20 protein-coding genes and 3 tRNA genes are annotated in these 24947 nt (G+C 56.1%); 14 read left to right on the top strand and 9 right to left on the bottom strand.

Annotated elements, in window-relative coordinates:
• Positions 1 to 25 precede the first annotated feature (25 nt).
• From ptrA to recD, 3 genes are read left to right on the top strand one after another with little or no spacing between them, the layout of a single operon-like run.
• The gene (ptrA, locus tag HX773_RS23730) at positions 26 to 2923 is read left to right on the top strand and encodes a pitrilysin (protein WP_176973566.1); all 2898 of its coding nucleotides are present in this window, start codon (positions 26 to 28) and stop codon (positions 2921 to 2923) included.
• Positions 2920 to 6459 (top strand): exodeoxyribonuclease V subunit beta, encoded by a 3540-nt coding sequence (recB, locus tag HX773_RS23725; RefSeq protein WP_176973565.1) that lies wholly within the window; start codon positions 2920 to 2922, stop codon positions 6457 to 6459. The genes ptrA and recB overlap by 4 nt, the downstream gene beginning before the upstream one ends.
• Positions 6456 to 8294 (top strand): exodeoxyribonuclease V subunit alpha, encoded by a 1839-nt coding sequence (gene recD / locus HX773_RS23720; protein ID WP_176973564.1) that lies wholly within the window; start codon positions 6456 to 6458, stop codon positions 8292 to 8294. Before recB ends, recD begins: the two co-directional genes overlap by 4 nt.
• A gap of 155 nt (positions 8295 to 8449) precedes the next feature.
• On the opposite strand, the gene argA is transcribed toward recD, so the two are convergent.
• The gene (gene argA / locus HX773_RS23715; protein ID WP_007891884.1) at positions 8450 to 9778 is read right to left on the bottom strand and encodes an amino-acid N-acetyltransferase; all 1329 of its coding nucleotides are present in this window, start codon (positions 9776 to 9778) and stop codon (positions 8450 to 8452) included.
• Positions 9779 to 10011: 233 nt separating this feature from the next.
• Between argA and amiC the strand changes: the two genes are divergently transcribed.
• Positions 10012 to 11247, top strand: coding sequence for an N-acetylmuramoyl-L-alanine amidase AmiC (gene amiC, locus HX773_RS23710; RefSeq protein WP_176973563.1), 1236 nt, complete (start codon positions 10012 to 10014; stop codon positions 11245 to 11247).
• Between the two features lie 73 nt (positions 11248 to 11320).
• Here the strand turns inward: amiC and HX773_RS23705 are convergent.
• From HX773_RS23705 to HX773_RS23695, 3 genes are all read right to left on the bottom strand, one after another.
• Positions 11321 to 11397 (bottom strand) — tRNA-Met (locus HX773_RS23705).
• Positions 11398 to 11448: 51 nt separating this feature from the next.
• Positions 11449 to 11525, bottom strand: a tRNA-Met gene (locus HX773_RS23700).
• Between the two features lie 53 nt (positions 11526 to 11578).
• Positions 11579 to 11655 (bottom strand) — tRNA-Met (locus HX773_RS23695).
• Positions 11656 to 11859: 204 nt separating this feature from the next.
• On the opposite strand from HX773_RS23695, the gene mltA reads away from it, so the two are divergent.
• Positions 11860 to 13008, top strand: a complete 1149-nt coding sequence (mltA, locus tag HX773_RS23690) for a murein transglycosylase A (protein ID WP_176973562.1) — start codon at positions 11860 to 11862, stop codon at positions 13006 to 13008.
• A gap of 28 nt (positions 13009 to 13036) precedes the next feature.
• Complete coding sequence (gene tcdA, locus HX773_RS23685) at positions 13037 to 13843, top strand: tRNA cyclic N6-threonylcarbamoyladenosine(37) synthase TcdA (protein ID WP_176973561.1); 807 nt, start codon at positions 13037 to 13039, stop codon at positions 13841 to 13843.
• Here tcdA and csdE read toward each other — a convergent pair.
• Both csdE and csdA read right to left on the bottom strand, forming a co-directional pair.
• Positions 13831 to 14286, bottom strand: coding sequence for a cysteine desulfurase sulfur acceptor subunit CsdE (gene csdE / locus HX773_RS23680; RefSeq protein ID WP_176973560.1), 456 nt, complete (start codon positions 14284 to 14286; stop codon positions 13831 to 13833). The genes tcdA and csdE overlap by 13 nt on opposite strands.
• A gap of 4 nt (positions 14287 to 14290) precedes the next feature.
• Positions 14291 to 15496, bottom strand: coding sequence for a cysteine desulfurase CsdA (gene csdA, locus HX773_RS23675; protein ID WP_176973622.1), 1206 nt, complete (start codon positions 15494 to 15496; stop codon positions 14291 to 14293).
• A gap of 206 nt (positions 15497 to 15702) precedes the next feature.
• Between csdA and HX773_RS23670 the strand changes: the two genes are divergently transcribed.
• The 4 genes from HX773_RS23670 (at position 15703) to rlmM (ending at position 18716) form a co-directional block, all read left to right on the top strand.
• Positions 15703 to 15927 carry a YgdI/YgdR family lipoprotein gene (locus tag HX773_RS23670; protein WP_008109575.1) on the top strand — a complete coding sequence of 75 codons (225 nt, stop codon included), beginning with the start codon at positions 15703 to 15705 and terminating at the stop codon, positions 15925 to 15927.
• A gap of 333 nt (positions 15928 to 16260) precedes the next feature.
• Entirely contained in the window at positions 16261 to 17178 is a 918-nt protein-coding gene (locus HX773_RS23665) for a transcriptional regulator GcvA (protein WP_154155407.1), read from the top strand.
• A gap of 49 nt (positions 17179 to 17227) precedes the next feature.
• Complete coding sequence (locus HX773_RS23660) at positions 17228 to 17623, top strand: DUF423 domain-containing protein (RefSeq protein ID WP_008109570.1); 396 nt, start codon at positions 17228 to 17230, stop codon at positions 17621 to 17623.
• Complete coding sequence (gene rlmM, locus HX773_RS23655; RefSeq protein WP_176973559.1) at positions 17616 to 18716, top strand: 23S rRNA (cytidine(2498)-2'-O)-methyltransferase RlmM; 1101 nt, start codon at positions 17616 to 17618, stop codon at positions 18714 to 18716. Before HX773_RS23660 ends, rlmM begins: the two co-directional genes overlap by 8 nt.
• Before the next feature lie 245 nt (positions 18717 to 18961).
• Here rlmM and xni read toward each other — a convergent pair whose 3' ends face one another.
• The 3 genes from xni to queF all read right to left on the bottom strand — a co-directional run bounded on the left by xni (position 18962) and on the right by queF (position 22151).
• Positions 18962 to 19720: a flap endonuclease Xni gene (gene xni / locus HX773_RS23650; protein WP_176973558.1), complete on the bottom strand. Its 759-nt coding sequence runs from the start codon at positions 19718 to 19720 to the stop codon at positions 18962 to 18964.
• Between the two features lie 38 nt (positions 19721 to 19758).
• Positions 19759 to 21123: a nucleotide 5'-monophosphate nucleosidase PpnN gene (gene ppnN, locus HX773_RS23645; protein ID WP_008101375.1), complete on the bottom strand. Its 1365-nt coding sequence runs from the start codon at positions 21121 to 21123 to the stop codon at positions 19759 to 19761.
• A 182-nt stretch (positions 21124 to 21305) separates the two neighbouring features.
• Positions 21306 to 22151 carry an NADPH-dependent 7-cyano-7-deazaguanine reductase QueF gene (gene queF, locus HX773_RS23640; RefSeq protein ID WP_176973557.1) on the bottom strand — a complete coding sequence of 282 codons (846 nt, stop codon included), beginning with the start codon at positions 22149 to 22151 and terminating at the stop codon, positions 21306 to 21308.
• Between the two features lie 62 nt (positions 22152 to 22213).
• On the opposite strand from queF, the gene syd reads away from it, so the two are divergent.
• The 4 genes from syd (at position 22214) to HX773_RS23620 (ending at position 24919) form a co-directional block, all read left to right on the top strand.
• Positions 22214 to 22762, top strand: a complete 549-nt coding sequence (syd, locus tag HX773_RS23635; RefSeq protein WP_176973556.1) for a SecY-interacting protein — start codon at positions 22214 to 22216, stop codon at positions 22760 to 22762.
• 592 nt (positions 22763 to 23354) lie between these two features.
• Positions 23355 to 23681, top strand: a complete 327-nt coding sequence (locus HX773_RS23630; protein WP_176973555.1) for a YqcC family protein — start codon at positions 23355 to 23357, stop codon at positions 23679 to 23681.
• Positions 23681 to 24460 carry a tRNA pseudouridine(65) synthase TruC gene (truC, locus tag HX773_RS23625; protein WP_176973554.1) on the top strand — a complete coding sequence of 260 codons (780 nt, stop codon included), beginning with the start codon at positions 23681 to 23683 and terminating at the stop codon, positions 24458 to 24460. The genes HX773_RS23630 and truC overlap by 1 nt, the downstream gene beginning before the upstream one ends.
• A gap of 12 nt (positions 24461 to 24472) precedes the next feature.
• Complete coding sequence (locus HX773_RS23620) at positions 24473 to 24919, top strand: flavodoxin (protein WP_176973553.1); 447 nt, start codon at positions 24473 to 24475, stop codon at positions 24917 to 24919.
• Positions 24920 to 24947 lie beyond the last annotated feature (28 nt).

Here is a 24947-nt window from a genome sequence, read left to right as displayed (position 1 = left end):
GAAAAGGGTAACGTAAGGGGTTTAAATGCGGATTTACGCACGCTGGATTGGAGCGCTGCTGCTGAGCACGTTAGCGCTGAATGCCTTTGCCGATACCGATCGCGGCTGGCAAGCCATCAATGACACCATTCGTAAAAGCGATCACGATCCACGCAGTTACCAGGCGATTACGTTAAACAACGGCATGACCGTGCTGCTGGTCTCGGATGCCGAAGCGCCTAAATCCTTGGCGGCGCTGACCTTGCCGATCGGTTCGCTGGATGATCCTAATCAGCAACTGGGTCTGGCGCACTATCTCGAACACATGGTGTTAATGGGCTCAAAGCGTTATCCGCAGCCTGATAATCTCGCCGAATTCCTGAAAAAAAATGGCGGCAGCCATAATGCCAGCACCGCGTCATATCGCACGGCGTTCTATCTGGAAGTGGAAAACAGTGCATTGCAGCCCGCAGTCGATCGTCTGGCCGATGCGATTGCTGAACCGCTGCTCGATCCGGTTAATGCCGATCGTGAGCGTCATGCGGTTAATGCAGAACTGACCATGGCTCGCTCACGCGATGGCTTGCGCATGGCGCAGGTCGGCGCTGAAACTCTCAACCCGGCGCATCCCGGTTCGCGCTATTCCGGTGGCAACCTCGATACGTTAAGCGACAAGCCGGACAGCAAGTTGCATCAGGCGTTGACCGATTTTTATCACAGCCACTACTCCGCCAATCTGATGAAGGCGGTGATTTACAGCAACAAACCGCTGCCAGAGATGGCCGACATTGCGGCACAAACCTTTGGTCGGGTGGCTAATCATCAAACGACGGTGCCAGAGATTGACGTGCCGGTGGTGACCGACGCGCAGAAGGGCATCATTATCCATTACGTGCCCGCCCAGCCGCGCAAGCAATTAAAAATCGAGTTCCGCATCCCGAACAACAGCGGCCAGTTCCGCAGTAAAACCGATACGCTGATCAGTTACATTCTGGGCAATCGCAGTAAAAACACCCTCAACGACTGGCTGCAAAAGCAGGGGCTGGCGGATGGCGTCAGCGCCGGTGCTGACCCGATGACCGAGCGCAACAGCGGCGTCTTCGCTATCAGCGTGTCGTTAACCGACAAAGGTCTGGCGCAGCGCGATGAAGTGGTCGCTGCGGTGTTTAACTATCTCGATATGCTGCGCAGTAAAGGCATCAGCAAAGCGTACTTCGATGAAGTCTCCCACGTGCTGGCGCTGGATTTCCGTTACCCGTCGATTACCCGTGATATGGATTACATCGAGTGGCTGGTGGATACCATGCTGCGGGTGCCGGTTGAACACACGCTGGATGCACCTTATCTGGCCGATCAGTTCGATCCCGCCGCGATCAAAACGCGTCTCGATGAAATGACGCCGCAGAACGCGCGCATCTGGTACATCAGCCCGCAGGAGCCGCATAACAAAGAAGCCTACTTTGTGAATGCACCGTATCAGGTGGACAAAATCAGCGATGCCCAGTTCAGCGACTGGCAGCAACGCGCCGCGCAGCTCCAGCTGTCGATGCCCACGCTGAATCCCTATATACCGTCGGATTTCGCCATCATCCCCTCCGATGGCAAAACCTACGATCATCCGGTCGCCCTGACCAATGGCGACAGCATGCGTATTTACTGGATGCCAAGTCAGCAGTTTGCCAGCGAACCGAAAGCCGCTATCACCTTAGCGCTGCGCAACAAATCGGCGATCAGCGATGCGCGCCAACAGGTGCTGTTTGGGTTGAATGACTATCTCTCCAGCCTGGCGCTGGATGAATTGAATTCGCAGGCTTCGGTTGGCGGCATCAGTTTCTCCACCGGGGAAGATGATGGCATCGTGTTTAGCGCCAGCGGGTTTACCCAACGTCTGCCGGAATTGTTGAAGAAGCTGGTGGAAGGTTACGCCACCTTTACGCCGGACCAGCAGCAGCTGGAGCAGGCCAAATCCTGGTATCTGGATCGACTGGAAGCGGCAGAGAAGGGCAAAGCGTTTGAGCAGGCGATTCAGCCGATGCAGATGTTGTCGCAGCTGCCTTACACCCAACGTGAAACGCGCCGCAATCTGGTGAAAGACATCACGCTGAAAGAGGTCACCGATTACCGCGATGCGCTGATTCATCATGCAACGCCGGAGATGATGGTGGTGGGCAATCTCTCTGCGCAGCGCGTGAAACAGCTCGGCGATGAGCTGCAGCAACAGTTGCAGAGCGATGGTCACGGCTACTGGCACAGTGATTATGTGTCGGTGGATAAAGCGATCAAGGCCAATCTGCAGAAAGCCGGCAGCAGCACTGATTCGGCGCTGGCCGCGCTGTATGTGCCGTTGGGCTACAGCGAATATCAAAGCATGGCCAACAGCACCATGCTGAGCCAGATCGTTCAACCCTGGTTCTACAACCAGCTGCGCACCGAAGAGCAGCTCGGCTATGCGGTGTTTGCGTATCAAATGCCGATTGGACGCCAATGGGGCATCGGTTTCCTGCTGCAAAGTAACAGCAAGCAGCCGGCGTTTTTACTGCAACGCTTCCAGGCGTTTTATCCGCAGGCTGAACAGCGTCTGCGCAGCATGAAAGCGGAAGATTTCGCCCAGTATCAGCAGGCACTGATCAACGATATGAAGCAGCGTCCGCAAACGCTGGATGAAGAGGCGAACCGCTTTAACCGTGACTTTAAACGTCAGAACTTTGCCTTCGATACGCGTGAAAAAGCGATTGAGCAAATTCAGCAGCTGACGCCAGCCGGCCTGGCCGACTTCTTCCATCAGGCGGTTTTAGGGCAGCAAGGCATGGCGATGATTTCGCAGATTGGTGGCAGCCATGATGGCGCGACCAAAGATGACTACGCCCAACTGCCGGGCTGGACCACATGGGATGAGGTTCAGAAGCTGCAGCAATCGTTGCCCGTAAAGAGTGATGCGCAATGAGTCTGCTACCTGAATCGCTCAATCCTCTGACGCTGCCGCTGCGCGGTGAGCGTCTGATTGAGGCCTCAGCCGGGACCGGCAAAACCTTTACCATCGGTCTGCTCTATCTGCGGCTGCTGCTGGGATTGGGCGGACAACATGCTTATTCGCGTCCGCTGTCGGTAGAAGAGATTCTGGTGGTGACCTTTACCGAGGCCGCGACGGCTGAACTACGCGGGCGTATTCGCGCCAACATTCACGAGCTGCGGCTGGCCTGCCTGCGCGGCGTCAGTGGCAATCCGATGCTGATGCAGCTGCTGCAGGAGATTCCTCAGCCCGCCGATGCGGCCTCGCTGCTGCTGGCCGCTGAACGGCAGATGGATGAAGCCGCCATCTTCACCATCCACGGCTTCTGCCAGCGCATGCTGAATCTCAACGCCTTTGAGTCCGGCATGCTGTTTGAACAGCAGCTGATTGAGGATGAACAGCTGCTGCTGCGCCAGGCGACCGCCGATTTCTGGCGTCGTCACTGCTATCCGCTGACGCTGGATGTCGCGCGGGTGATTGTCAGCGAATGGAGCGGCCCGGAGCAGTTGCTTTCCACCTTGCGTCCGTGGTTGCAGGGCGAATCGCCCAGCCTGCGTCTGCCGCCTGCCGACAGTGAAACTCTGGCTTCGCGCCACAGCGAAAACCTCGCGCGTATCGCCGCGATGAAAGCGCAATGGCTGGCGGTGGGTGACGAAGTGCTGACGCTGGTGGGGCAATCTGACGTAGATAAGCGCAGCTATAGCAGCAAAAATTTGCCGGTTTGGGTCAACAAAGTCAGCTTTTGGGCGCAGAGCGAAACGCGTGATTATCAGGTGCCCGCCGAACTGGCGCGCTTCGGTCAGCGTATGCTCGAAGAGAAGACTAAAAAGGGCAATCCGCCGCATCACAGTGTGTTCGACGCCATCGATACTTTCCTTGCCCAGCCGCTGTCGCTGCGCGATCTGGTGATTGCGCGCGCGCTGGTAGAGGTGCGCGCTGCGGTGCGCAAAGAGAAGCGTCAGCAGGCACTGTTGGGTTTTGATGACCTGCTGAGCCGCCTCGACGAAGCACTGCAACAGCCGAGCGGTGAGCAACTGGCTCAGGCGATTCGCCAGCGTTTCCCGGTGGCGCTGATTGATGAGTTCCAGGATACCGATCCGCTGCAATACCGCATCTTCCGCACACTTTATATCAATCAGCCAGCGCATGCGCTGCTGCTGATTGGCGATCCCAAACAGGCGATTTACGCCTTTCGCGGCGCGGATATTTTTACCTACATCCGCGCGCGCAGCGAAGTCAGCGCGCACTACACGCTGGACACCAACTGGCGCTCGTCGCCCGCGATGGTCAACAGCGTCAACCAGCTGTTTGCGCGGCTTGACGCGCCCTTCCTGTTCGCTGAGATCCCGTTCCAGCCGGTGCAGTTCGCGCCGCCAAATCAGCAACTGTCACTCAGCATCGATCAGGTTGAGCAAGCGGCGTTACGCTTCTGGCTGCAGCCGGGCGAAGGCTGCAGCGTTGGGGATTATCAACAACGTATGGCGCAGCAGTGTGCGGCCGATATCAGTCATTGGTTGCAGGCCGGACAGCAGCAGCGCGCGTTGCTGGGCAAGGCGCCCAATTTGCGGCCGGTACAAGCCTCTGACATCACCGTGCTGGTGCGCAGCCGTAACGAAGCCAACCTGATTCGCGAAGCACTCAATCTGCTCGGTATTCCGTCGGTTTACCTGTCGAATCGCGACAGCGTTTACACCACGCCGGAAGCGCGTGAGCTGTTATGGCTGTTGCAGGCGGTACTGGCACCGGAGCAGGAGCGTATGCTGCGCACCGCGCTGGCAACTTCGCTGTTTGCCTTTGATGCCTCGCAGCTGGATGCGCTGGATCAGGATGCGCGCGGCTGGGATGAACTGGTTGATACCTTTGCCCGCTGGCAGCTGGTGTGGCAGCAGCGTGGCGTCTTGCCGATGCTGCGTGAGATGATGCTGGAGCGCCAGCTGGCGGAAAATCTGCTGGCATCGGAGAACGGCGAGCGTCGTCTGACGGATTTACTGCATCTCGGCGAACTGCTGCAGGAAGCGGCTGCGCAGCTCGATAGCCCGCATGCGCTGGTGCGTCATCTGGCACAGCAGATCGCGCGCCCGGATAGCCAATCTGCCAGCCAGCAGCTGCGTCTGGAGAGCGATCGCCATCTGGTGCAGATTGTCACCATCCACAAATCTAAAGGGCTGCAGTATCCGCTAGTGTGGCTGCCGTTCGCCGCCGGTTTCCGCGAGGCGGATACCGCGCTCTATCACGATCGTGAAAACTTTGACGCGGTACTGGATCTGCAAGCCGATGAGGAGAGCCTGGCGCTAGCCGAACAGGAGCGTCTGGCAGAGGATTTGCGCCTGCTCTACGTGGCGTTGACCCGTTCGATCTATCACTGCAGCGTCGGCGTGGCACCGCTGTTTCGTGGCACGCGCAAGAAAGAGGGCGAGAGCGATTTGCATAAAAGCGCGCTTGGTTTTCTGCTGCAACGTGGCGTAGCCGCAACGGCCGAACAGCTTGGCGCGTTATTACATGACATGGACGCGGCGGGGACCGATGTGGTGCTGGCCGAAGATATGCAGGCCGAGCGCTGGCAGGTTGAGGCGGTCGCCGATAGCGAGTTAGGCGCGCGAAGCGTAACGCGCGTGCTGGCCGATCCGTGGCGCGTCACCAGTTATTCCGGTTTGCAGCAGCACAGTTCTCATCGTCTGCTTGAGGTGATGCCGAATTTCGATGTGGAAGCGGCGGGCGAAGAGGATCGTGAAGAGGAAGGGGAAGCGGCGCTTACGCCACATCATTTCCCACGCGGTGCTGCGCCAGGAACCTTTTTGCATGAGCTGTTCGAATCGCTGGATTTCCCGCAGCCGCCTTCCGAGGAGAAGCTGGCGCAACATCTGCAGCAAAACGGCTATCCGCTGCACTGGCAGCCGATGCTCAGCGCGTGGATTACGCGCGTATTGAGCACGCCGCTTAACGCGCAGGGCATTCATCTGGCGCAGGTGCAGAGCAGCGATCGTTTGGTGGAGATGGCGTTCTATCTGCCAATTGACAACGTGCTGACCGCGCGTGAACTGAGCGCGTTAATTGCTCAGGATGCCTTATCGGCGCAGGCTCCACCGCTCGATTTCCGTCAGGTGCAGGGCATGTTAAAAGGCTTTATCGATCTGGTATTCCGCTGGCAGGGCAAATATTACCTGCTGGATTATAAATCCAACTGGCTCGGTGACAGCCATGAAGCTTACACGCCGCAGGCAATGGCGCAGGCGATGATCGACCACCGCTACGATTTGCAGTACCAGCTCTACACGCTGGCGCTGCACCGCTATTTACAACATCGCGTGCCGGATTACGATTATGAGCAGCATTTCGGCGGTGTGTTTTATCTCTTCCTGCGTGGCATGGACGGCAGCTCGCCAGACAACGGCGTGTTCCACACCCGTCCGACCTTCGATTTTGTTTCACAACTGGATAGCCTGTTTCGCGGGCCGGGAGCGACAGCATGAGCGGTATGACCGCGCTTTTAGCACAGGCGGCTGAGCTGCGTTTGCTGCGCTCGCTGGATGTCCAGTTCGCCCAACTGCTGGCTGATGACGAGCAACCGGCGCGTTTGCTGCTGGCGGCGTGCCTGAGCGCGGAAGCGGGAGATGGGCATGTCTGTTTGCCGTTATCACAGCTGAGCCGCGACAACCTGTTTAAAGGACGTCATGCGGAGCTGGCGCAGGCTATCTGGCAAGCGGCAGGCGAACCGCAGGATTGGCCGGCAATTTTAGCCGGCTGGTCGGCGCTGAGTAGCAGCGAGCAAGCGGCACCCATCGTGCTGAGCGAAGATCGTCTCTATCTGCATCGCCTTTGGCACAACGAAGGGCAGGTGGCGCGCTTCTTCCAGTCACAGTCAACAGCACAGCCTTTTGCGCCTGAACAGGTCAGGCAAGTGCTGGATCAGCTGTTTGGCAGCGAGCCGGATAACTGGCAGAAAATTGCGGCTGCGGTGGCGCTGACGCAGAAAACTGCGGTGATCTCGGGCGGTCCCGGCACCGGCAAAACCACTACGGTAGCGAAACTGCTGGCAGCGCTGATCCGTCTTAGCGAAGGCGCGCTACGTATTCAATTGGCTGCGCCGACCGGCAAAGCGGCGGCGCGCCTCACCGAATCGCTGGGCAAGGCGCTGCAAAAGCTGCCGGTCAGCGAGGCGGAACGGCAGCGCTTTCCCGCTGATGCCACCACGCTGCACCGCTTGTTAGGCGCGCAGCCTGAAACGCAGCGCCTGCGCTATCACGCCGGGAATCCGCTGCATCTGGATGTGCTGGTGGTGGATGAGGCCTCAATGGTCGATCTCGGCATGATGGCTAATCTGATTGCCGCATTGCCAGCGCAGGCGCGCGTGGTGTTCCTCGGCGATCGCGATCAGCTGGCGTCAGTGGAAGCGGGCGCGGTGCTCGGTGACATCTGTCGCTGTGCCGAAGCCGGTTACAGCCCGATGCGTGCTGCGCAGCTGAGCGAACTCACCGGCAGCCAGGTGGCAGGCATTGATGACATCAGCGCACCCGCCGTACGCGACGCGATTTGCCTGCTGCGTCAAAGCTACCGCTTTGACGCCAACTCCGGCATTGGCCAACTGGCCGCAGCGGTTAACGCCGGAGATGCAAAAGCGGTTGAAGCGGCATTCAAGGCTGGTTTCAGCGATATCACCCGTCAACCTTTGCAGGATGCGGATGCGTACCAGGCGATGCTGACGGAGATTGCCGCCGGTTATCAGCCGTTCCTGAAACTTATTAGCCAACGCGCTGATCCTGCTGAGATTATCGCGGCGTTTGGCCGTTATCAGCTGCTGTGCGCACTGCGTGAAGGGCCGTTTGGCGTGCAGGGACTGAATCAGCGTATTGAGCAGAAGCTGATGCAGCTGCAGCTGATTCGTCGTCCGACTGGCGGCAGTCGCTGGTATCAGGGACGTCCGGTGATGGTGACGCGCAACGACAGCGCGCTAGGGCTGTTTAACGGCGATATCGGCATTACGCTGTTTGATGAGGAAGGCCTGCTGAAGGTGTTCTTCCCGTTGCCGGATGGCAGCATCAAGGCGGTGCAACCGAGCCGATTGCCAACGCACGATACCGCGTGGGCGATGACGGTGCATAAATCGCAGGGTTCGGAGTTTGATCACACGGCGTTGGTGATGCCGGCGCAGTTTCTGCCGGTGTTAACGCGCGAACTGATTTATACCGCGATTACTCGCGCGCGTAAGCAGCTGACGTTGTACAGCGATGACGGCGTGTTCCGCCGCGCCGTGCAGTTGCGTACCCAGCGACGAAGCGGATTGCTGGAGCGGTTGAGCGGGGAGTAAGGCCGGTTGGCGTGAATGCCGTCATAGGGGATGGTGCGGTAATCGGCCAGGTCGGCATGAATGCCGACCCTACGGGAATGGTTTCGTATGGTCGATATGAACGGTTTTTGTAGGGTCGCCATTCATGGCGACCTTGCCAATCGCACCAACCGCACTTACCCCAAATCCGCCATCAGCACTTTTGAACGACGCTGATAATTATACATCTGCTTCTTGCTCTCTGGCAGAGACTCAATATCCACCGGCGTAAAACCACGTTCCTGGAACCAGTGAATGCTGCGCGTGGTTAACACAAACAGCTTCTTCAGTCCCATTTGCCTCGCCTGCAATGCCACACGATCCAACAACAATTCCCCGCGAGATGAACTGCGGTAATCCGGATGCACGGCAACGCACGCCATCTCGCCAATCTGCTCGTCTGGGAACGGATAGAGCGCGGCACAGGCGATGGTCAGGTTATCGCGCTGGATAATGGTGAACTTATCAATCTCCATCTCCAGCTGCTCACGGGAACGACGTACCAGAATCCCTTGCTGTTCCAGCGGGCGAATCAGTTCGAGAATACCGCCGATATCGTTGATGTTGGCGCGACGAATCTGCTCGGCCGACTCCATCACAATCTGGGTGCCGATACCGTCGCGCGAGAACAGTTCTTGCAGCAACGCACCATCTTCCTGATAGCTGATCAGGTGGCTGCGACGCACGCCGCTGCGGCAGGCTTTTACCGCACCACGCAAGAAACGTACGGTGCCGGAGAGGAAATCGCCGTCGCTCTCCATTTCGTCGATGCGCGCCTGGGCTTCGTTCGGGAACAGTTCAGAAATAATCGCGCCTTCGCGATTGGTCACGCCCTGTTCGGAGCAGAAACCAATCATCTTCTCGGCCTTCAATTTAATTGCCAGCTGCGTCGCCACTTCTTCTGACGTCAGGTTAAAACTCTCGCCGGTCACAGAAACCGCTACCGGACCGAGCAGCACAATCGCATCATTATCAAGCTGACGATGGATCGCTTCCTCATCAATACGACGAATACGGCCGCTGTGGCAGTAATCAACGCCATCATCCACGCCCAGCGGCTGCGCGATGATGAAGTTGCCGCTCACCACATTAATGTGCGCACCTTGCAGCGGCGTGTTGTTGAGGCTCATTGACAGACGCGCGGTGATATCCAGCTGTAAGCGACCGGCGGCCTGCTTTACCAGCTCAAGCGACTGCGCATCGGTAACACGCGTGTGTTTGTGGTAAATCGGTTCCAGCTGTTGCTGGGCCATGCTGGCGTCAATCTGCGGGCGCGCACCATAAACCACCACTAAGCGAATGCCGAGACTATGCAGCAGACCGATGTCATTAACGATGCTTGAGAAGTTCTCATGCTCGATGGCCTCGCCACCCAACATGATGACAAAGGTCTTGTCACGATGGGTATTTATATAGGGAACGGTATGGCGAAAACCCTGAACCAGTTCTGTACTGCGTTCCTTCACGGCAAAGCCCTCTGTGCATGTTTATTCGTAATTTTCGTATTTTTATGCTCTTTTGCCCCTTATTGCAAGCGCCGGGCCTGACGTTACTTTACGATTTTCCTGATGCAACACGCGCTAACAGACTGCATTATCTGGGTTTTCCGGCAAGACAAGACAATTCTCATCGAACAAAGTTTTCACTTTCTTGCCATCAAGTGACGATTTTTTAGACATTACACAGCAGTTGGAGCGGCATGTCCGAAGCTTTCACACGACGACGATTATTACAGGGCGCTGGCGCACTATTGATGCTGAGCGTCACGCGTACCGGGCTGGCTGCCAGCCAGCATATTGTGGCGGTGCGCATCTGGCCATCATCGACTTACTCCCGCGTTACACTGGAATCAAACGTTCCTCTCAAGTACCAACAGTTCACGCTGAGTAATCCCGATCGTCTGGTTATCGATATCGAAAATATGCACATTAATCCGGTCCTGAAAGGGGTCGATAAACTGGTGCGCGTGGACGATCCCTACATCAAAACTGCACGCGTCGGCCAGTTTAATGCCAGCACGGTGCGGCTGGTGCTGGAACTGAAGCGCAGCATTGCGCCCAAGACGTTCACATTGGCGCCGGTGGCAGGTATCAAGCATCGCTTAGTGGTCGATCTCTATCCTAGCCAGCAATCACGAGAAGAGGATCCGCTACTGGCATTACTGCAGGATTACAATCAGGGCGATCTTGAGCGCGATCAGCCGGTGCAGGCGGCACTGCCAGGGAAAGCGGGGCGCGACCGACCGATTATCATCATGATCGATCCCGGCCATGGCGGTGAAGATCCCGGCGCGCATGGCAAATACAAAACGCGTGAGAAAGATATCGTGTTGAAGATTGGTCGCTATCTGAAGGCGCTAATCGACAAAGAGCGCAACATGAAAGCCTACATGACGCGCAATGAGGATGTGTTCATCCCGCTGCGCGTCCGCGTGGCGAAAGCGCGTAAGCAGCGCGCGGATCTGTTTATCTCGATCCACGCCGATGCCTTCACCAGCCGGGCCGCGCGCGGTTCGTCGGTGTTTGCGCTCTCGACCAGCGGTGCTACCTCAGCGGCGGCACGCTTCCTCGCACAAACGCAGAATGAGGCCGATTTGATTGGCGGCGTCAGCATGAGCGGCGATCGCTATCTCGACCACACCATGTTCGACATGGTGCAGCGGCAAACCATCAGCGACAGCCTGAAGTTTGGTAAAGAGGTGCTGTCACGCATGGGGCATATTAATCACCTGCACAAGCGCACCGTCGATCAGGCGGGTTTCGCGGTACTGAAAGCGCCGGATATTCCTTCGATACTGGTGGAAACCGCGTTTATCAGTAACGTCGAAGAGGAGCGCAAGCTGCGCACGGCGCGTTATCAGCATCAGGTGGCTGAGGCGATTCTGCATGGGATTAAGGCGTATTTTGATAAGGGTGCGGCGCTGGCGCATCGCTGAGGAGGGCGGCAGCAATGCCGCTTTTTTCCGGACGGCAGAAACAAAAAAACACCCGTTAAGGTGTTTAAATGATTGGTTGCGGGGGCCGGATTTGAACCGACGACCTTCGGGTTATGAGCCCGACGAGCTACCAGGCTGCTCCACCCCGCGTCCGTCTGTCGCGTTAAGCGACTTTTCACATTGTATTCTTCTTAAGACAATTGGTTGCGGGGGCCGGATTTGAACCGACGACCTTCGGGTTATGAGCCCGACGAGCTACCAGGCTGCTCCACCCCGCGTCCGACTGACGCGTTACACGACACTTCACATTGTCTCTTCAGTTAAGAAGAATTGGTTGCGGGGGCCGGATTTGAACCGACGACCTTCGGGTTATGAGCCCGACGAGCTACCAGGCTGCTCCACCCCGCGTCCGTGGATGCGCACTATACTCTGGACGCGCGGCGATGCAACCCCTTTTTGAGACAAAACGCTAAATTTACAGCTAGTTGATGAATAAACTCGCCATTGGGTGAATTATTGTACAGATGTGAGCATGACCGCTTATGGCAGATTTCAATCTCTCTGCCCCTTTGCTATCGTCGCCGGGCAAACAATCGATAAAAAGAGAAGGTTATGAAAGGACATTGGGCGAAGTATGCACTTACTGGCGCATTTATCGCGCTGTTAGCGGGCTGTAGTTCTAAACCGACCGACCGCGGTCAACAGTATATAGATGGCAAGCTGGAGCAACCGCTTGGGCTGGTCAATCAACCGAATGCCAAAGGGCGTCCGGTGAATGGCAAAGACTTTGGCGATCAGGTGGTGCAGATTCAAACCGCCTCGTCTGGCCTGTTCGGGCGCAACAACGGCACTTACAGCGCCGTGCAAAACTGGCTGCTGTCCGGCGCTGATACGCGCCAGCTCAACCAGTTTGGTTTGAATGCTTATCAGATGGAAGGCACTGACAATTACGGCAACGTGCAGTTCACCGGCTACTACACGCCGGTTGTGGAAGCGCGTTATACCCGTCAGGGCGAGTTCCAGTATCCGATTTATCGTATGCCACCGCGTCCGCGTGGACAGAAACTGCCGAGCCGCGCTTCTATCTATAATGGCGGGCTCGACGATCGCTACATCATTGCCTACAGCAACTCGCTGATCGATAACTTCATGATGGATGTGCAGGGCAGCGGCTACGTTGATTTTGGTGATGGTCGTCCGCTGCGCTTCTTTGGCTACGGCGGCAAAAATGGCTGGGCTTATCACAGCATCGGTAAAGAGCTGATCGATCGCGGTGAAGTGAAGCGCGAAGATATGTCGATGCAGGCGATTCGTCAGTGGGCGCAAGAGCATTCGCCACAGGAAGTGCGTTCGGTGCTGGAAACCAACCAATCCTTTGTCTTCTTTAAACCGGAAGAGTATGTGCCGGTGCGCGGTGCCAGCGCGGTGCCGCTGATTGCCAAAGCATCCGTTGCCTCCGATCGTTCACTGATTCCGGCCGGAACCGTGCTGTTAGCCGAAGTGCCGCAGCTGAACGAGAAGGGCAAGTTCAATGGCAAATATGAGATGCGCCTGATGGTAGCGTTGGACGTGGGCGGCGCGATTAAAGGCCAGCACTTCGATATCTATCAGGGCGTTGGCCCGGATGCGGCGCATCTGGCCGGTTTCTACAACCATTATGGCCGCGTCTGGGTGCTGAAAGCCGCGCCGGGCACCGGTCAGCCGCTGTTTAGCAACCCACAAAATGGCAACAACGGTTCGCTGCTGTTAGGTTCTAATTAATGTCCTGTTTTCCCGGAAAGGTTTGGTTATGACAGTAGTAAGCGACGCCTGGCGACAACGTTTTGGCGGCACGGCGCGTCTCTATGGGCAGGACGCGCTGCAGCGTTTTGCCGACGCGCACTTTTGCGTGATCGGTATTGGCGGCGTGGGTTCGTGGGCAGCGGAAGCGTTAGCGCGCACCGGCATCGGTAAAATCACCCTGATTGATATGGACGATGTCTGCATCACCAATACTAATCGCCAGATTCACGCGCTGCAGGGCAAAGTAGGCCAGGCGAAGACCGAAGTGATGGCGGAACGTATGCGCGCCATCAATCCTGAATGCGAAGTGATCTGCATCGATGACTTCATCACGCCGGAAAATACCGCTGAACTGTTATCGGCGGGTTTTGACTACGTGATTGATGCGATTGACAGCGTGCGCCCCAAAGCCGCGTTGATTGCCTGGTGCCGTCGTAACAAGATCCCGCTGATAACCACCGGCGGCGCGGGCGGCCAGATCGATCCCACGCAGATCCAGGTGAGCGATCTGGCAAAAACCATTCAGGATCCGCTGGCGGCCAAGCTGCGTGAGAGATTGAAAGGGGATTTTAACGTGGTGAAGAACAGTAAAGGCAAGCTCGGCATCGACTGCGTATTCTCGACGGAAGCGTTGATGTATCCGCAGCCGGACGGCAGCGTGTGTACTTCACGCTCCACCGCAGAAGGCCCTAAACGCATGGATTGTGCCGCCGGATTTGGTGCGGCAACCATGGTTACCGCTACGTTCGGGTTTGTGGCGGTTTCTCACGCGTTGAAGAAGTTTCTGGCGAAGGCGGCGCGTCAAACGGCCTGAGCGTGCTGACGTGCCGCGCGCTGCACCGTATCTGCCAGCGCCTGTAAACCGCTGCTGCGCGACGCACTGAGCTGCGCGCGCAGACCTAACGTATCAAACAACGCCAGCGGATCTTGCAGCAGCAAGTCGGCTGGCGTTTTGCCTTCCACCGCCGTCAATAACACCGCCAGCAATCCGCGCACGATGCGTCCTTCGCTGTCGCCATAAAAGTGCAGCGTGCCGTTGTTCAGCAATTGGCTGCTGAGCCACACGCGATTTTCACAGCCCGTGAGTTCAATTTCCGGCGTCTTTAACTCTTCCGCTAACGCAGGCAGCTGGCGGCTGAGCTGGATCAGCTGGCGATAACGATCTTCCCACTGATGAAAATGGGTGAACTTTTCCGTCAGGCTGGCTGCGGTAATCAGATCGCCGAACGGATGCGGAGCGAGCAGAGTTGATGTCATGGGCTTATTCACTCAGTAAGTCGACGGCATGGCGCATGGCGCGCACCAGCGCATCCACGTCCTGCAAATTATTATAGGGGGCGAACGAGACGCGCAGCGTGCCCGTGACGCCAAGCGCCGCCATCAGCGGCTGCGCGCAGTGCTGCCCGGCGCGCAATGCGATGCCATGCTCGGCGAGCAGCGTGACGATATCGCTGTGATGAATGCCGGCAATATCAAACGCCAGCAGGCTGGCATTGCCACAGCGGAAGCTGCGAAAACCGGGGATCTCGCTCAGCTGCTCCTCGGCGAGGCTCGCCAGCTGCTGGCTCCACATTTCGGCTTTTTTGCCATCATGTTGCGCCAGCCACTGCAGCGCCGCACTCAAGCCTACCACGCCTGCAACGTTAGGCGTTCCGGCTTCAAAACGCCACGGCACCGGCTGCGGTGTGAAACCGTTAAAATCGACCTGCGTCAGCATTTTGCCGCCGCCTTGCCATGGATCCATCGCTTCCAGCAATTCCGCTTTGCCATACAGCACGCCAATGCCCATTGGGCCGTAAAGCTTATGGCCGGAAAAAGCATAGAAATCAATATCAAGTGCCTGTACATCCGGCGGACAATGCACCACGCCTTGTGCACCATCGACCATCACTTTGGCGCCGACGTCATGGGCTAAACGGATCGCCTGCGCCAGATCCGGACAGCCGCCGGTGACGTTCGACATCTGGCCAACGGCCAGCAAGCGGGTGCGTGAATTGAGCAGTGCTGGCAGCTGCGCGAGATCCGGCAAACGATCTTCGCCCAGCGGCCATTTCACCACTTTCGCGCCCGCCGCTTTTGCCACCATCAGCCACGGCACCAGATTGGCGTGATGTTCGGCTTCGCTAACCACGATTTCATCGCCAGCCTGCAGTCGCGGAGCCAGCCAACTGTTCGTCACCAGATTGATCGCTTCGGTGGTGCCGCGCGTCCAGACAATCTGCCGATCGTCCGCAGCATTGAGCCAGCGCGCCACTAATCCGCGCGCCTGTTCGTATTTTTCCGTTAATGCGCGTGCGGCAGCGAACTGGCTGCGATGCACGGTGCCAGCGCTTAAGCTGTAGAACTGTGCGGTTGCGTCGATCACCGCCTGCGGCTTGAGTGCAGTGGCCGCGCTATCAAGGTAGATTCCGGCATCGCTCAGCGCGGGAAACTGCTGGCGAAAGGCGCTTGGGGAAAACATGGTCATACTCAGCCCACTGTTAATCATGTTAGGACCAGGCTGAAAGCTGGCCCGTTGCCTGGCAAAGCTGGAAAAGCGCGTTATGCTATTTATTGCAAGGTTTGAACCGAAACCCGCATAACGCGTCGCTATTCATAGTCGATTTCACTGGCGCTACCTTTGGTGAGCGCATGCGGGTGGTTTAATGCAATCAATCTGCAAGGAGATAGAAGATGAATAAACTCACCGCAGTGCTGGCCGTGTGTACTCTGGCCTTTACCCTGTCCGCATGTTCCAGCAATTACGTGATGCACACTAACGATGGTCGCACCATCGTCGCCGATGGCAAACCTAAAGTTGATGACGAAACCGGTATGATCAGCTATCAGGATGCCAATGGCAATAAGCAGCAGATTAACCGCTCTGACGTCAAAGAGATGGTGGAGATGGGGCAGTAAAGACATAAAAAAAAGCACCGCAATTTGCGGTGCTATTTAAAATCACTATGGACAGGCAGGGTAAATCTACAGGAATTAAAAGCTTGATCTGCAAGCGTCAGATCAAAATGCAAACACAACATCACGACCACAAGCCAAAAGTTCTCCAAAAGTCTGCGATCTCTCGCACGTTTCCAGAAATCTTTTCGTTCCGGCTCAGGAAGTGCGGCAACTATAGGTATTTGCTGGAGCTTCCTCAACGGACAAATTATAATGTCTCGGATTAAAAAAACTAATACGTAGCGACTTTGTATAAGTTGAAGTATTACCTTGTCAATCCGGATACGGAAAACCATGTCTAAACGCCTTCCGCCGCTTAATGCTTTACGCGTCTTCGATGCTGCTGCCCGTCATTTGAGCTTCACCAAAGCCGCTGAAGAGCTGTTTGTTACCCAGGCTGCTGTCAGCCATCAGATCAAATCTCTGGAAGATTTCCTCGGTCTAAAGCTGTTTCGCCGGAGGAATCGTTCGCTTTTACTGACAGAAGAAGGTCAAAGCTACTATTTAGATATTAAGGAGATTTTCTCCGCCCTGAACGATGCGACGCGCAAGTTGCAAGCGCGCAGCGCTAAGGGTGCGCTGACCGTCAGTTTGCTGCCGAGTTTCGCCATTCAGTGGCTGGTGCCTCGCCTTTCCAGCTTTAATATGGCTTATCCGGGCATCGACGTGCGTATCCAGGCGGTGGACCGTGATGAGGAGAAATTGGCGGACGATGTCGACGTGGCGATTTTCTACGGTCGCGGCAATTGGCCAGGCCTGCGGGTTGAGAAATTGTATGCCGAATATTTGCTGCCGGTCTGCTCACCGATGTTGCTGACGGGTGATAATCCACTCAAATCGCCAGCCGATTTGGCGCACTGCACGCTACTGCATGATGCATCGCGCCGCGACTGGCAATCCTATACGCGTCAGCTGGGCGTGCAGCACATTAATGTGCAACAGGGCCCGATATTCAGCCACAGCGCCATGGTATTGCAGGCGGCGATTCATGGTCAGGGCGTGGCGCTGGCGAATAATGTGATGGCGCAGAGTGAAATTGAAGCCGGTCGTCTGGTGTGTCCTTTTAATGACGTATTGGTCAGTAAAAATGCTTTTTATCTGGTTTGTCATGACAGCCAGGCAGAACTGGGTAAAATAGCCGCCTTTCGTCAGTGGATCCTGGAAAAAGCGGCCAATGAACAAGAAAAATTCCGTTTTCGCTACGATCACTAATGCGTTGCTGGCTGCACAGTGATGTGCGCATTACCTTGAGGATTGTTTGATGTCCAGTCGTGCCATGTTTGTTTTTGCTGCCATTAGTGGATTTCTGCTAGTGGCGTTTGGTGCTTTCGGCGCGCATGTGCTGAGCAAATCGCTCGGCCCAGCCGAAATGGCGTGGATACATACCGGCCTGGAATATCAGGCGTATCACACGCTGGCGGTGATTGGCCTGGGTGCCGCTATGCTGCGTCGCGCCAATATCTGGTTTTACTGGAGTAGCGCCGCGATGGCGCTCGGTACCGTGTTGTTCAGTGGCAGCCTTTATTGTCTGGCGCTGTCGCACATGAAGTTTTGGGTTTTTGTTACGCCAGTGGGAGGCTTGTGCTTCCTTATTGGCTGGTTCTTGATGTTGATTGGCGCACTGCGTCTGAAACGAAAGGCAGATCGCCATGAATAAAGTTTTACTCTATTGCCGTCCGGGATTTGAGAAAGAGTGCGCGGCAGAAATCAGCGCTAAAGCCGCTGAGCGCGAGATTTACGGCTTTCCGCGCGTTAAAGATGACTCGGGTTACGTGTTGTATGAGTGCTATCAGCAGGAGGACGCTGAAAAGCTGATCCAAACGCTGCCGTTTGCCGAACTGATCTTTGCGCGTCAGATGCTGGTGGTGGGAGAGCTGCTGCGCGATCTGCCGCCAGAAGATCGCATCACGCCAATTGTCGGCATGCTGACCGGTGTGGTGGAGAAGGGCGGCGAATTGCGGGTTGAAGTGCCGGATACCAATGAAGCGAAAGAGCTCACCAAGTTCTGCCGTAAATTAACCGTGCCGCTGCGTGCCAGCCTGCGTGAAAGCAAAATCCTGCTTAATTACGAAACGCCGAAGCGTCCGGTGGTGCACGTGTTCTTTATTGCGCCGGGCACCTGTTACGTCGGCTATTCGCTGCCGGAAAACAACTCGCCGTTCTACATGGGCATTCCGCGTCTGAAATTCCCCTCCGATGCGCCGAGCCGTTCTACGCTCAAGCTGGAAGAGGCGTTTCACGTGTTTGTGCCTGCGGATGAGTGGGATGAGCGTTTAGGCAGCGGTATGTATGCCGTCGATCTCGGCGCTTGCCCTGGCGGCTGGACTTATCAACTGGTGAAGCGCAGCATGTGGGTTTTTGCGGTGGATAACGGCCCGATGGCACCAAGCCTGATGGATACCGGACAAGTCACGCACTGCCGCGAAGATGGTTTTAAATTCCGTCCGCCGCGTACCAATATCAGCTGGCTGGTGTGCGACATGGTGGAAAAACCGGTGCGCGTAGCGAGCCTGATGACCGAATGGCTGGTGAATGGCTGGTGCCGTGAGGCGATCTTCAACCTCAAACTGCCAATGAAAAAGCGCTACGAAGAAGTGACGCAGAACCTGGCGATGATTGATGACGCGCTGAAAGCGCAGGGCATTAATGCCCAGATTCAGGCGCGCCAGCTCTATCACGACCGCGAAGAAGTCACCGTTCACGTGCGTAGGCTGTGGGCGGCGGTTGGCGGCCGTCGCGACGAGCGCTAATCCTGCTTCATACTTTGCGCTACAGCGGTCCTGCTTCATACTTTGCACTACAGCGGCGTTGGCTGCGCTTGCTCGCCCCGGTCACATACTGATGTATGCTCCCGGGGACTCGCGCACTTGCCGCCTTGCTGTAATGCAAATTATTTCGCAGGACATTGTCGTAGGGTCGCCATTTATGGTGGCCTGGTGCGCATGAATGCGCACCCTACAAAACCGGGTCGTAGGGTCGCCATTTATGGCGACCGCTATTTCGTTTGATATCTCAATGTATTGAGATTGCCTTGCAATACCAAATCACGCTTTAACGTTGAAACTTTGCGGCACACTTCTGCCATTTCCCGCTGTTCCTGCAATTTTCCCTGCCACTTGCTCGGTACCTGATCCCATTGCTGATAGATCGCATCCAGCGAGCCAAACTGCATCAACAACTCGCGGGCGCTTTTCGGGCCAATGCCGGGCACGCCGGGAATTTTACTGCTGCTGATACCACACAATCCCCAGTAATCGGGCAACTGCGCGGGCGTCACGCCAAACTCTTGTTCGATAAAAGGCACATCTAGCCAGCGCTTCTGGAAATAGTCGCGAATACGAATATTGGGAGCCAGCAGCTGGCAGTAGCCTTTATCGGTAGAAACAATCGTTGCCTGATGACCGGCCTCAGCCATTTTCACCGCCAGCGTGGCGGCGAGATCGTCGGCTTCGTCTAAATCGGCCACCCAGCAGCTGACGCCTGCTGCGCGGAAGGCTTCCTGCAGCGCTGGCATCTCCAGATGCAAATCCTCCGGCATCGGCGGGCGACCGGCTTTGTAATCCGGCAATAATTGATGGCGCCAACCGGGCTGACGCTCATGGCTATCAAACACCGCCACCACATGCGTGGGCTGGGTATGTCCCAATAACTGATGCAAAGCGGCAACGCAGCTGTCGCGGCACGGCGATCCCTGAACGGCGTGCAGACGACGAATCAGATTGAGGGCATCAATGATAAGAAGATGAAACGACATAGCGATAGCGGCAGCCCGCAGGCTGCCTTCCTGATGGGTTATTTGATGATTTCGTAGCAAGGCGTGTAGGCGCTACCCGGCAGCTTCATGCGCTGCTGCGCGACAAAGCCCTGCAGCAGTTCGTCCATGCGGTGCATGAGATTGGCATCGCCGTGCAGTTTGTACGGGCCTTTCTCGCGAATTTCACGAATCCCGATCTCTTTCACGTTACCTGCCACAATACCGGAGAAGGCGCGACGCAGATCGGCTGCCAGCAGCTCGGCAGGCTGATCCGGGAATAGCTTCAGGTTTGCCATATTCTCGTGCGTCGGCAGGAAGGGCACCTGCAATTCAGGTGCGATACGAATCGACCAGTTGAAGCTGTAGGCATCGCCGGTTTCGCGGCGATACTCTTTCACCTGCGGCATGGCTTTTTTCATCAGACGCGCCACTTCAGCAGCATCATCAATGATGATTTTGTAGTGCTTGCGTGCAGCTTCGCCCAAGGTGTTGACGATGAAATCATCCAGCACGCGGAAGTAGTCAGCGCTCTCTTTGGGTCCGGTCAGAATCAGCGGTAGTACCTGATCGCTGTTGTGCGGATTCATCAGAATACCCAACAGATAAAGCAGCTCTTCCGCCGTGCCCACGCCGCCAGGGAAGATCACGATGCCGTGGGCAATGCGCACGAAGGCTTCTAGGCGTTTTTCGATATCCGGCATGATGATCAGCTCATTGACCAGCGGATTTGGTGGCTCTGCGGCAATGATTGAGGGTTCAGTCAGGCCGATAAAACGGCTGTCATGATAACGCTGCTGCGCATGACCCACCGCCGCACCTTTCATCGGTGCTTCCATCACGCCAGGCCCGCAACCGGTACAGATGTTGAGTTCGCGCAGGCCCATTTGCGTGCCTACGTTGCGGCAATATTGGTATTCCACCGCATTGATTGAGTGGCCGCCCCAGCACACCACGGTATTGGGATATTCGCCAATGTGCAGCGCACGCGCGTTACGCAGAATCGAGAACACCTGATTAGTGATATGCGCAGAGTCTTCCGGCTCATCGTTCTGGCAGCGTTCTGTTGCAGCCAGTTGTCCGTTTACAAACAGAATGTCGCGCAGTACGGCAAACAGGTTTGCCTGCAGCGAACGAATAATACGGCCATCAACAAACGCCTCTTCCGGCGGGTTGATCAGCTCCAGTTTCACACCGCGCTCACGGCGTAACACGTTGATATCGAAGTTTTCGAAACGTGAAAGCAATTCCTGGCTGCTGTCGGTTTGGCTACCGGAGTTGAGTACCGCAAGAGAACAGTTACGAAACAGTTGATAAAGGTCGCTGCTGGCGGTGCGCTTCAGCATGTCGACTTCAAGCTGGGAGAGCAGATCCATCGAGCCAAGCGGGCTGATATGTGTAATCAAGAGAACTCCTTTACACGCAAATGCGTGGCTGATGACGCTGCGCTTAACTTATTAACGCAGCGACGAAAATCCCTGGTCGCGCATGCTTCAATCGCGCCTGCAACAGAGTAACGTTGTCCGCCGTAAATGCTCAAGAGGAACCGCGCATCCGTGCTGCGGCCTGCGAGGCGTCTCGCAATCTGTTACTGGCGAACCAGGCGGGAAAATCCCGGAGAGAAGGGCACATTACTGCGCCACGGATTGATATCCAGACCGCCGCGTCTGGTGTAGCGTGCATAAACGCTCAAGGCTTCTGGCTGACAATAGCGCTGAACGTCGTTGAAAATACGCTCAACGCACTGCTCGTGAAACTCATTATGCTGACGGAATGAGATGAGATAACGCAGCAGCGCTTCACGATCGATACGCGGGCCTTTGTAGCGAATCATCACCGAGCCCCAATCGGGCTGATTGGTGATTAAGCAATTCGATTTCAGCAGATGGCTAACCAGCGTTTCTTCAACGATTTCGCGGCCTGCAGCCTGCGCGAGATAATCCGCATTGAAGGCGTAATCGTGGATTTCGATATCCTGCTCATCAATCACTTCGCCACTGAAGTGACCGATCGGCTGGCCTTCCACTTCGCTGAGACGAAACAGTGCCACGCTGACCTGACCCTTGGCGCAGGCGCTGAGATCGCGCTCCAGCGTCTGGCGCACTTCGCCCCAGTCGGCGAAAACGGTCTGATTAAAACTGTTAAGATAGAGCTTGAAACTCTTCGACTCGATCAGGTTTTGGCTGTCGGCGCGCAGCACCACTTCGCCCACCGCGACCTGCGGAACGCCTTTACTATTGAGCCAGGAGAGTTCGTACAGCGTCCAGATATCTGCGCCAGTAAACGGCAGATTATCGGGATACAGCCCAAGCGGCTCACGGTTCAGGCTGCGCGGCACGGATTGCAGCAGCGTGTTATCGTAGCGATCGACATAAGCCGTGGGCTTACCTAAGGTCAGGCCGCTTAATGCCTGATCCCGGTTTTCAGAAGACATAACGGTTACCACTAAATTTCATCAAAGTGGTTAAGTGTAACCTAACACCTGCGAGAATATGAATGATGCAGCAAACCGTAGATGCTCTGCGTGAGTTTACCGCCCGCTACGTTGAACATTGGCAGCAACAAACCGGACATTTTCCCGCCAGCGCCGAGCTGCTTGGCGTTCCCTCCGACTGTATTATCAGCACGCTGGATGACCGCGTGTTGTGGCAGCCACAGCCGTTTACTTTACCTGCCACGCTTGAAGCGGTGGAGCGCGCGCTGGATCTGCAACTCCAGCCGGAAATCAGTGCGTTTTACACCAGCCAATTTGCTGGTGATATGACGGCAACCTTTGAGCAGCAGCCGATTACCCTGCTGCAGGTATGGAGTGAAGCGGATTTCACCCGCCTGCAGGAAAACCTAATCGGTCATCTGGTTATGAAGCGCCGCTTAAGACAAGCGCCAACGCTGTTTATTGCCACCACCGACTCAGAGAATGATGTGATTGCGCTGTGCAATCTTACCGGTGAAGTCATTATTGAGGAGCCTGGCACTAAAAAGCGTGAAGTCCTGGCGCCATCCGTTAAGACATTTCTTAATGCTTTACAACCGGTTACTCAGTGATTTGCAGATTTTTAGGGTGCGTCTTGTGAGAGATCTCTCACGTTACGTGTGAGAGATCGCTAGATCATTGCGCAGACTTGCGGAAGCCCTAAATGTAAAAATATTGTGAATCATGAACTTATGGCATCAATCTGAAAATTAAGACAGGGCTTAATCCATTAACGCTTCTTACTGGCTTGTTATTGCGATGGTTTCTGGGAGAATAGTCACCACTGGCAGGATGCTGGGGATGAAGAGACGTTCAGGAGAATGTCAGCCATGAGGCAGGAGCGTAACGGAGTTTACGGCACAAGGAAGGCTTCAGGACGAAGCAGGAAGCTCAGGATTGAGTATAAAGGACACCTCCAGGACGGAGAATGAGAGCCACGCGGAATGTGGCGGGCCAGGATGCTAAGGACCAATGTCATGATGACAAGCGACGGAAAGCGCAGGAAAAGTTGTCATGGATGAGCAGGGAGCACAGCAGTAGCTGGAATGCTGCAAACGAAAACCGGGAGCACTGTAATCACAGTGCTCCCTTTTTTTATGCCATTTTTACGCCGGGCGTGACTGATGGTATGCTTGCCGCCCAATTTTTCTCTGGAGGTGGCGCATGTCGTCGCAAATGATTTTTCAGCGCCTGCAGCAGGTCGAAGCGGTGATGCGCGAACACGGCCATTGGCAGTCACAATCGCCCGAGGCGAACGCCTTCGCCAGTACCGAACCTTTCTGTCTCGATACCATGGAGCCGCTGCAATGGCTGCAATGGGTGTTGATGCCGCGTTTTTATGCGCTGCTCGAAAGCGGCGCGCCGTTACCGCAGAATTTTGCCATCGCACCTTATTATGAAGTCGCATTGCCAACCGACACGCCGGGCTATGCGACGTTATTGCTGACGCTCAACAAGTTTGATGCGTTATTCCAGGAACCCACCGCCTGATGCTCGAAATCCTTTATCAAGATGAGTGGCTGGTCGCCGTGAATAAGCCGGCCGGTTGGCTGGTGCATCGCAGCTGGCTCGATCGCAACGAAAAAGTGGTGGTGATGCAAACGGTGCGCGACCAGATTGGTCAGCATGTGTTCACCGTGCATCGCCTCGATCGCCCAACGTCTGGCGTGTTGCTGATGGCCTTATCCAGCGAAGTTGCCCATTTACTGGCGCAGCAGTTTGAACAGCATCAGATGCAGAAAACCTATCATGCGGTGCTGCGCGGCTGGCTGGAAGGCGGCGCGACGCTGGATTATCCGCTGGTGGAAGAGCTGGATAAGATTGCCGACAAATTCGCCACCCAGGAACCTGTTGCCCAACCGGCGGTAACGGATTACCAGGCGCTGGCACACGTTGAGATGCCGGTCGCCATCAGCCGTTATAACACCGCGCGTTATACGCTGGTGGAGATGGCGCCGCACACCGGGCGTAAACATCAGCTGCGTCGTCACATGGTGCATCTACGTCATCCGATTATTGGCGACAGCGCGCACGGCGATTTGCGCCAGAATCGCGGTGCGGCGGCACATTTTGGCCTTAATCGTCTGATGTTGCACGCCAGCGCACTCAGCTTTACCCATCCCGTTACCGGCGAGCCCTTAGTTATTCGCGCCGGGTTGGATCGCGTCTGGCAACAGATGCTTGAGCAGTTTGGCTGGCAGGATCAGATCCCTGATGTTCCGAGGGTTGAGTTTGCCAGTGATGCAGTCCAGGATAAGCCGACAGAATAAAGGAGCGGCAAGATGGCAAAGATTGGCATTTTTACAGGTACGGTTTACGGCAATGCGCTGCTGGTGGCGGAAGAAGCACAGACGGTGCTGGAAGAGCAGGGCCACGATGTGAAGGTGTTTGAAGATCCGTCGATGGCGGATTGGCAGGAATACAGCAAAGATGTGGTGCTGATTGTCACTTCAACCACCGGTCAGGGCGACTTCCCGGATAACATTGCCCGCCTGTATGTTGCGGTGCGCGATGAGCTGGGTTATCAGCCAGAATTGCGTTACGGTGTGATTGGCTTGGGTGACATCAGCTATGACAATTTCTGCGGTGCCGGTAAAACCTTCGATGCTACCTTGCAGGAGCAGAGCGCACAACGCGTCGGCGAGGTGCTGCTGGTGGATGCGACGGAAGATCCGGAGCCAGAATCAGTGACCTCACCTTGGGTGGAGAGCTGGGGTAAGTTGCTGTAATGAGTGAGGTCGCCATCAATGGCGACCC

This window comes from Pantoea sp. B9002, assembly GCF_013385945.1.
Classification (GTDB): Bacteria; Pseudomonadota; Gammaproteobacteria; order Enterobacterales; family Enterobacteriaceae; genus Pantoea.
The sequence above is the reverse complement of the archived record's forward strand: the minus strand, read 5'-3'. Positions and strand labels throughout refer to the sequence as shown.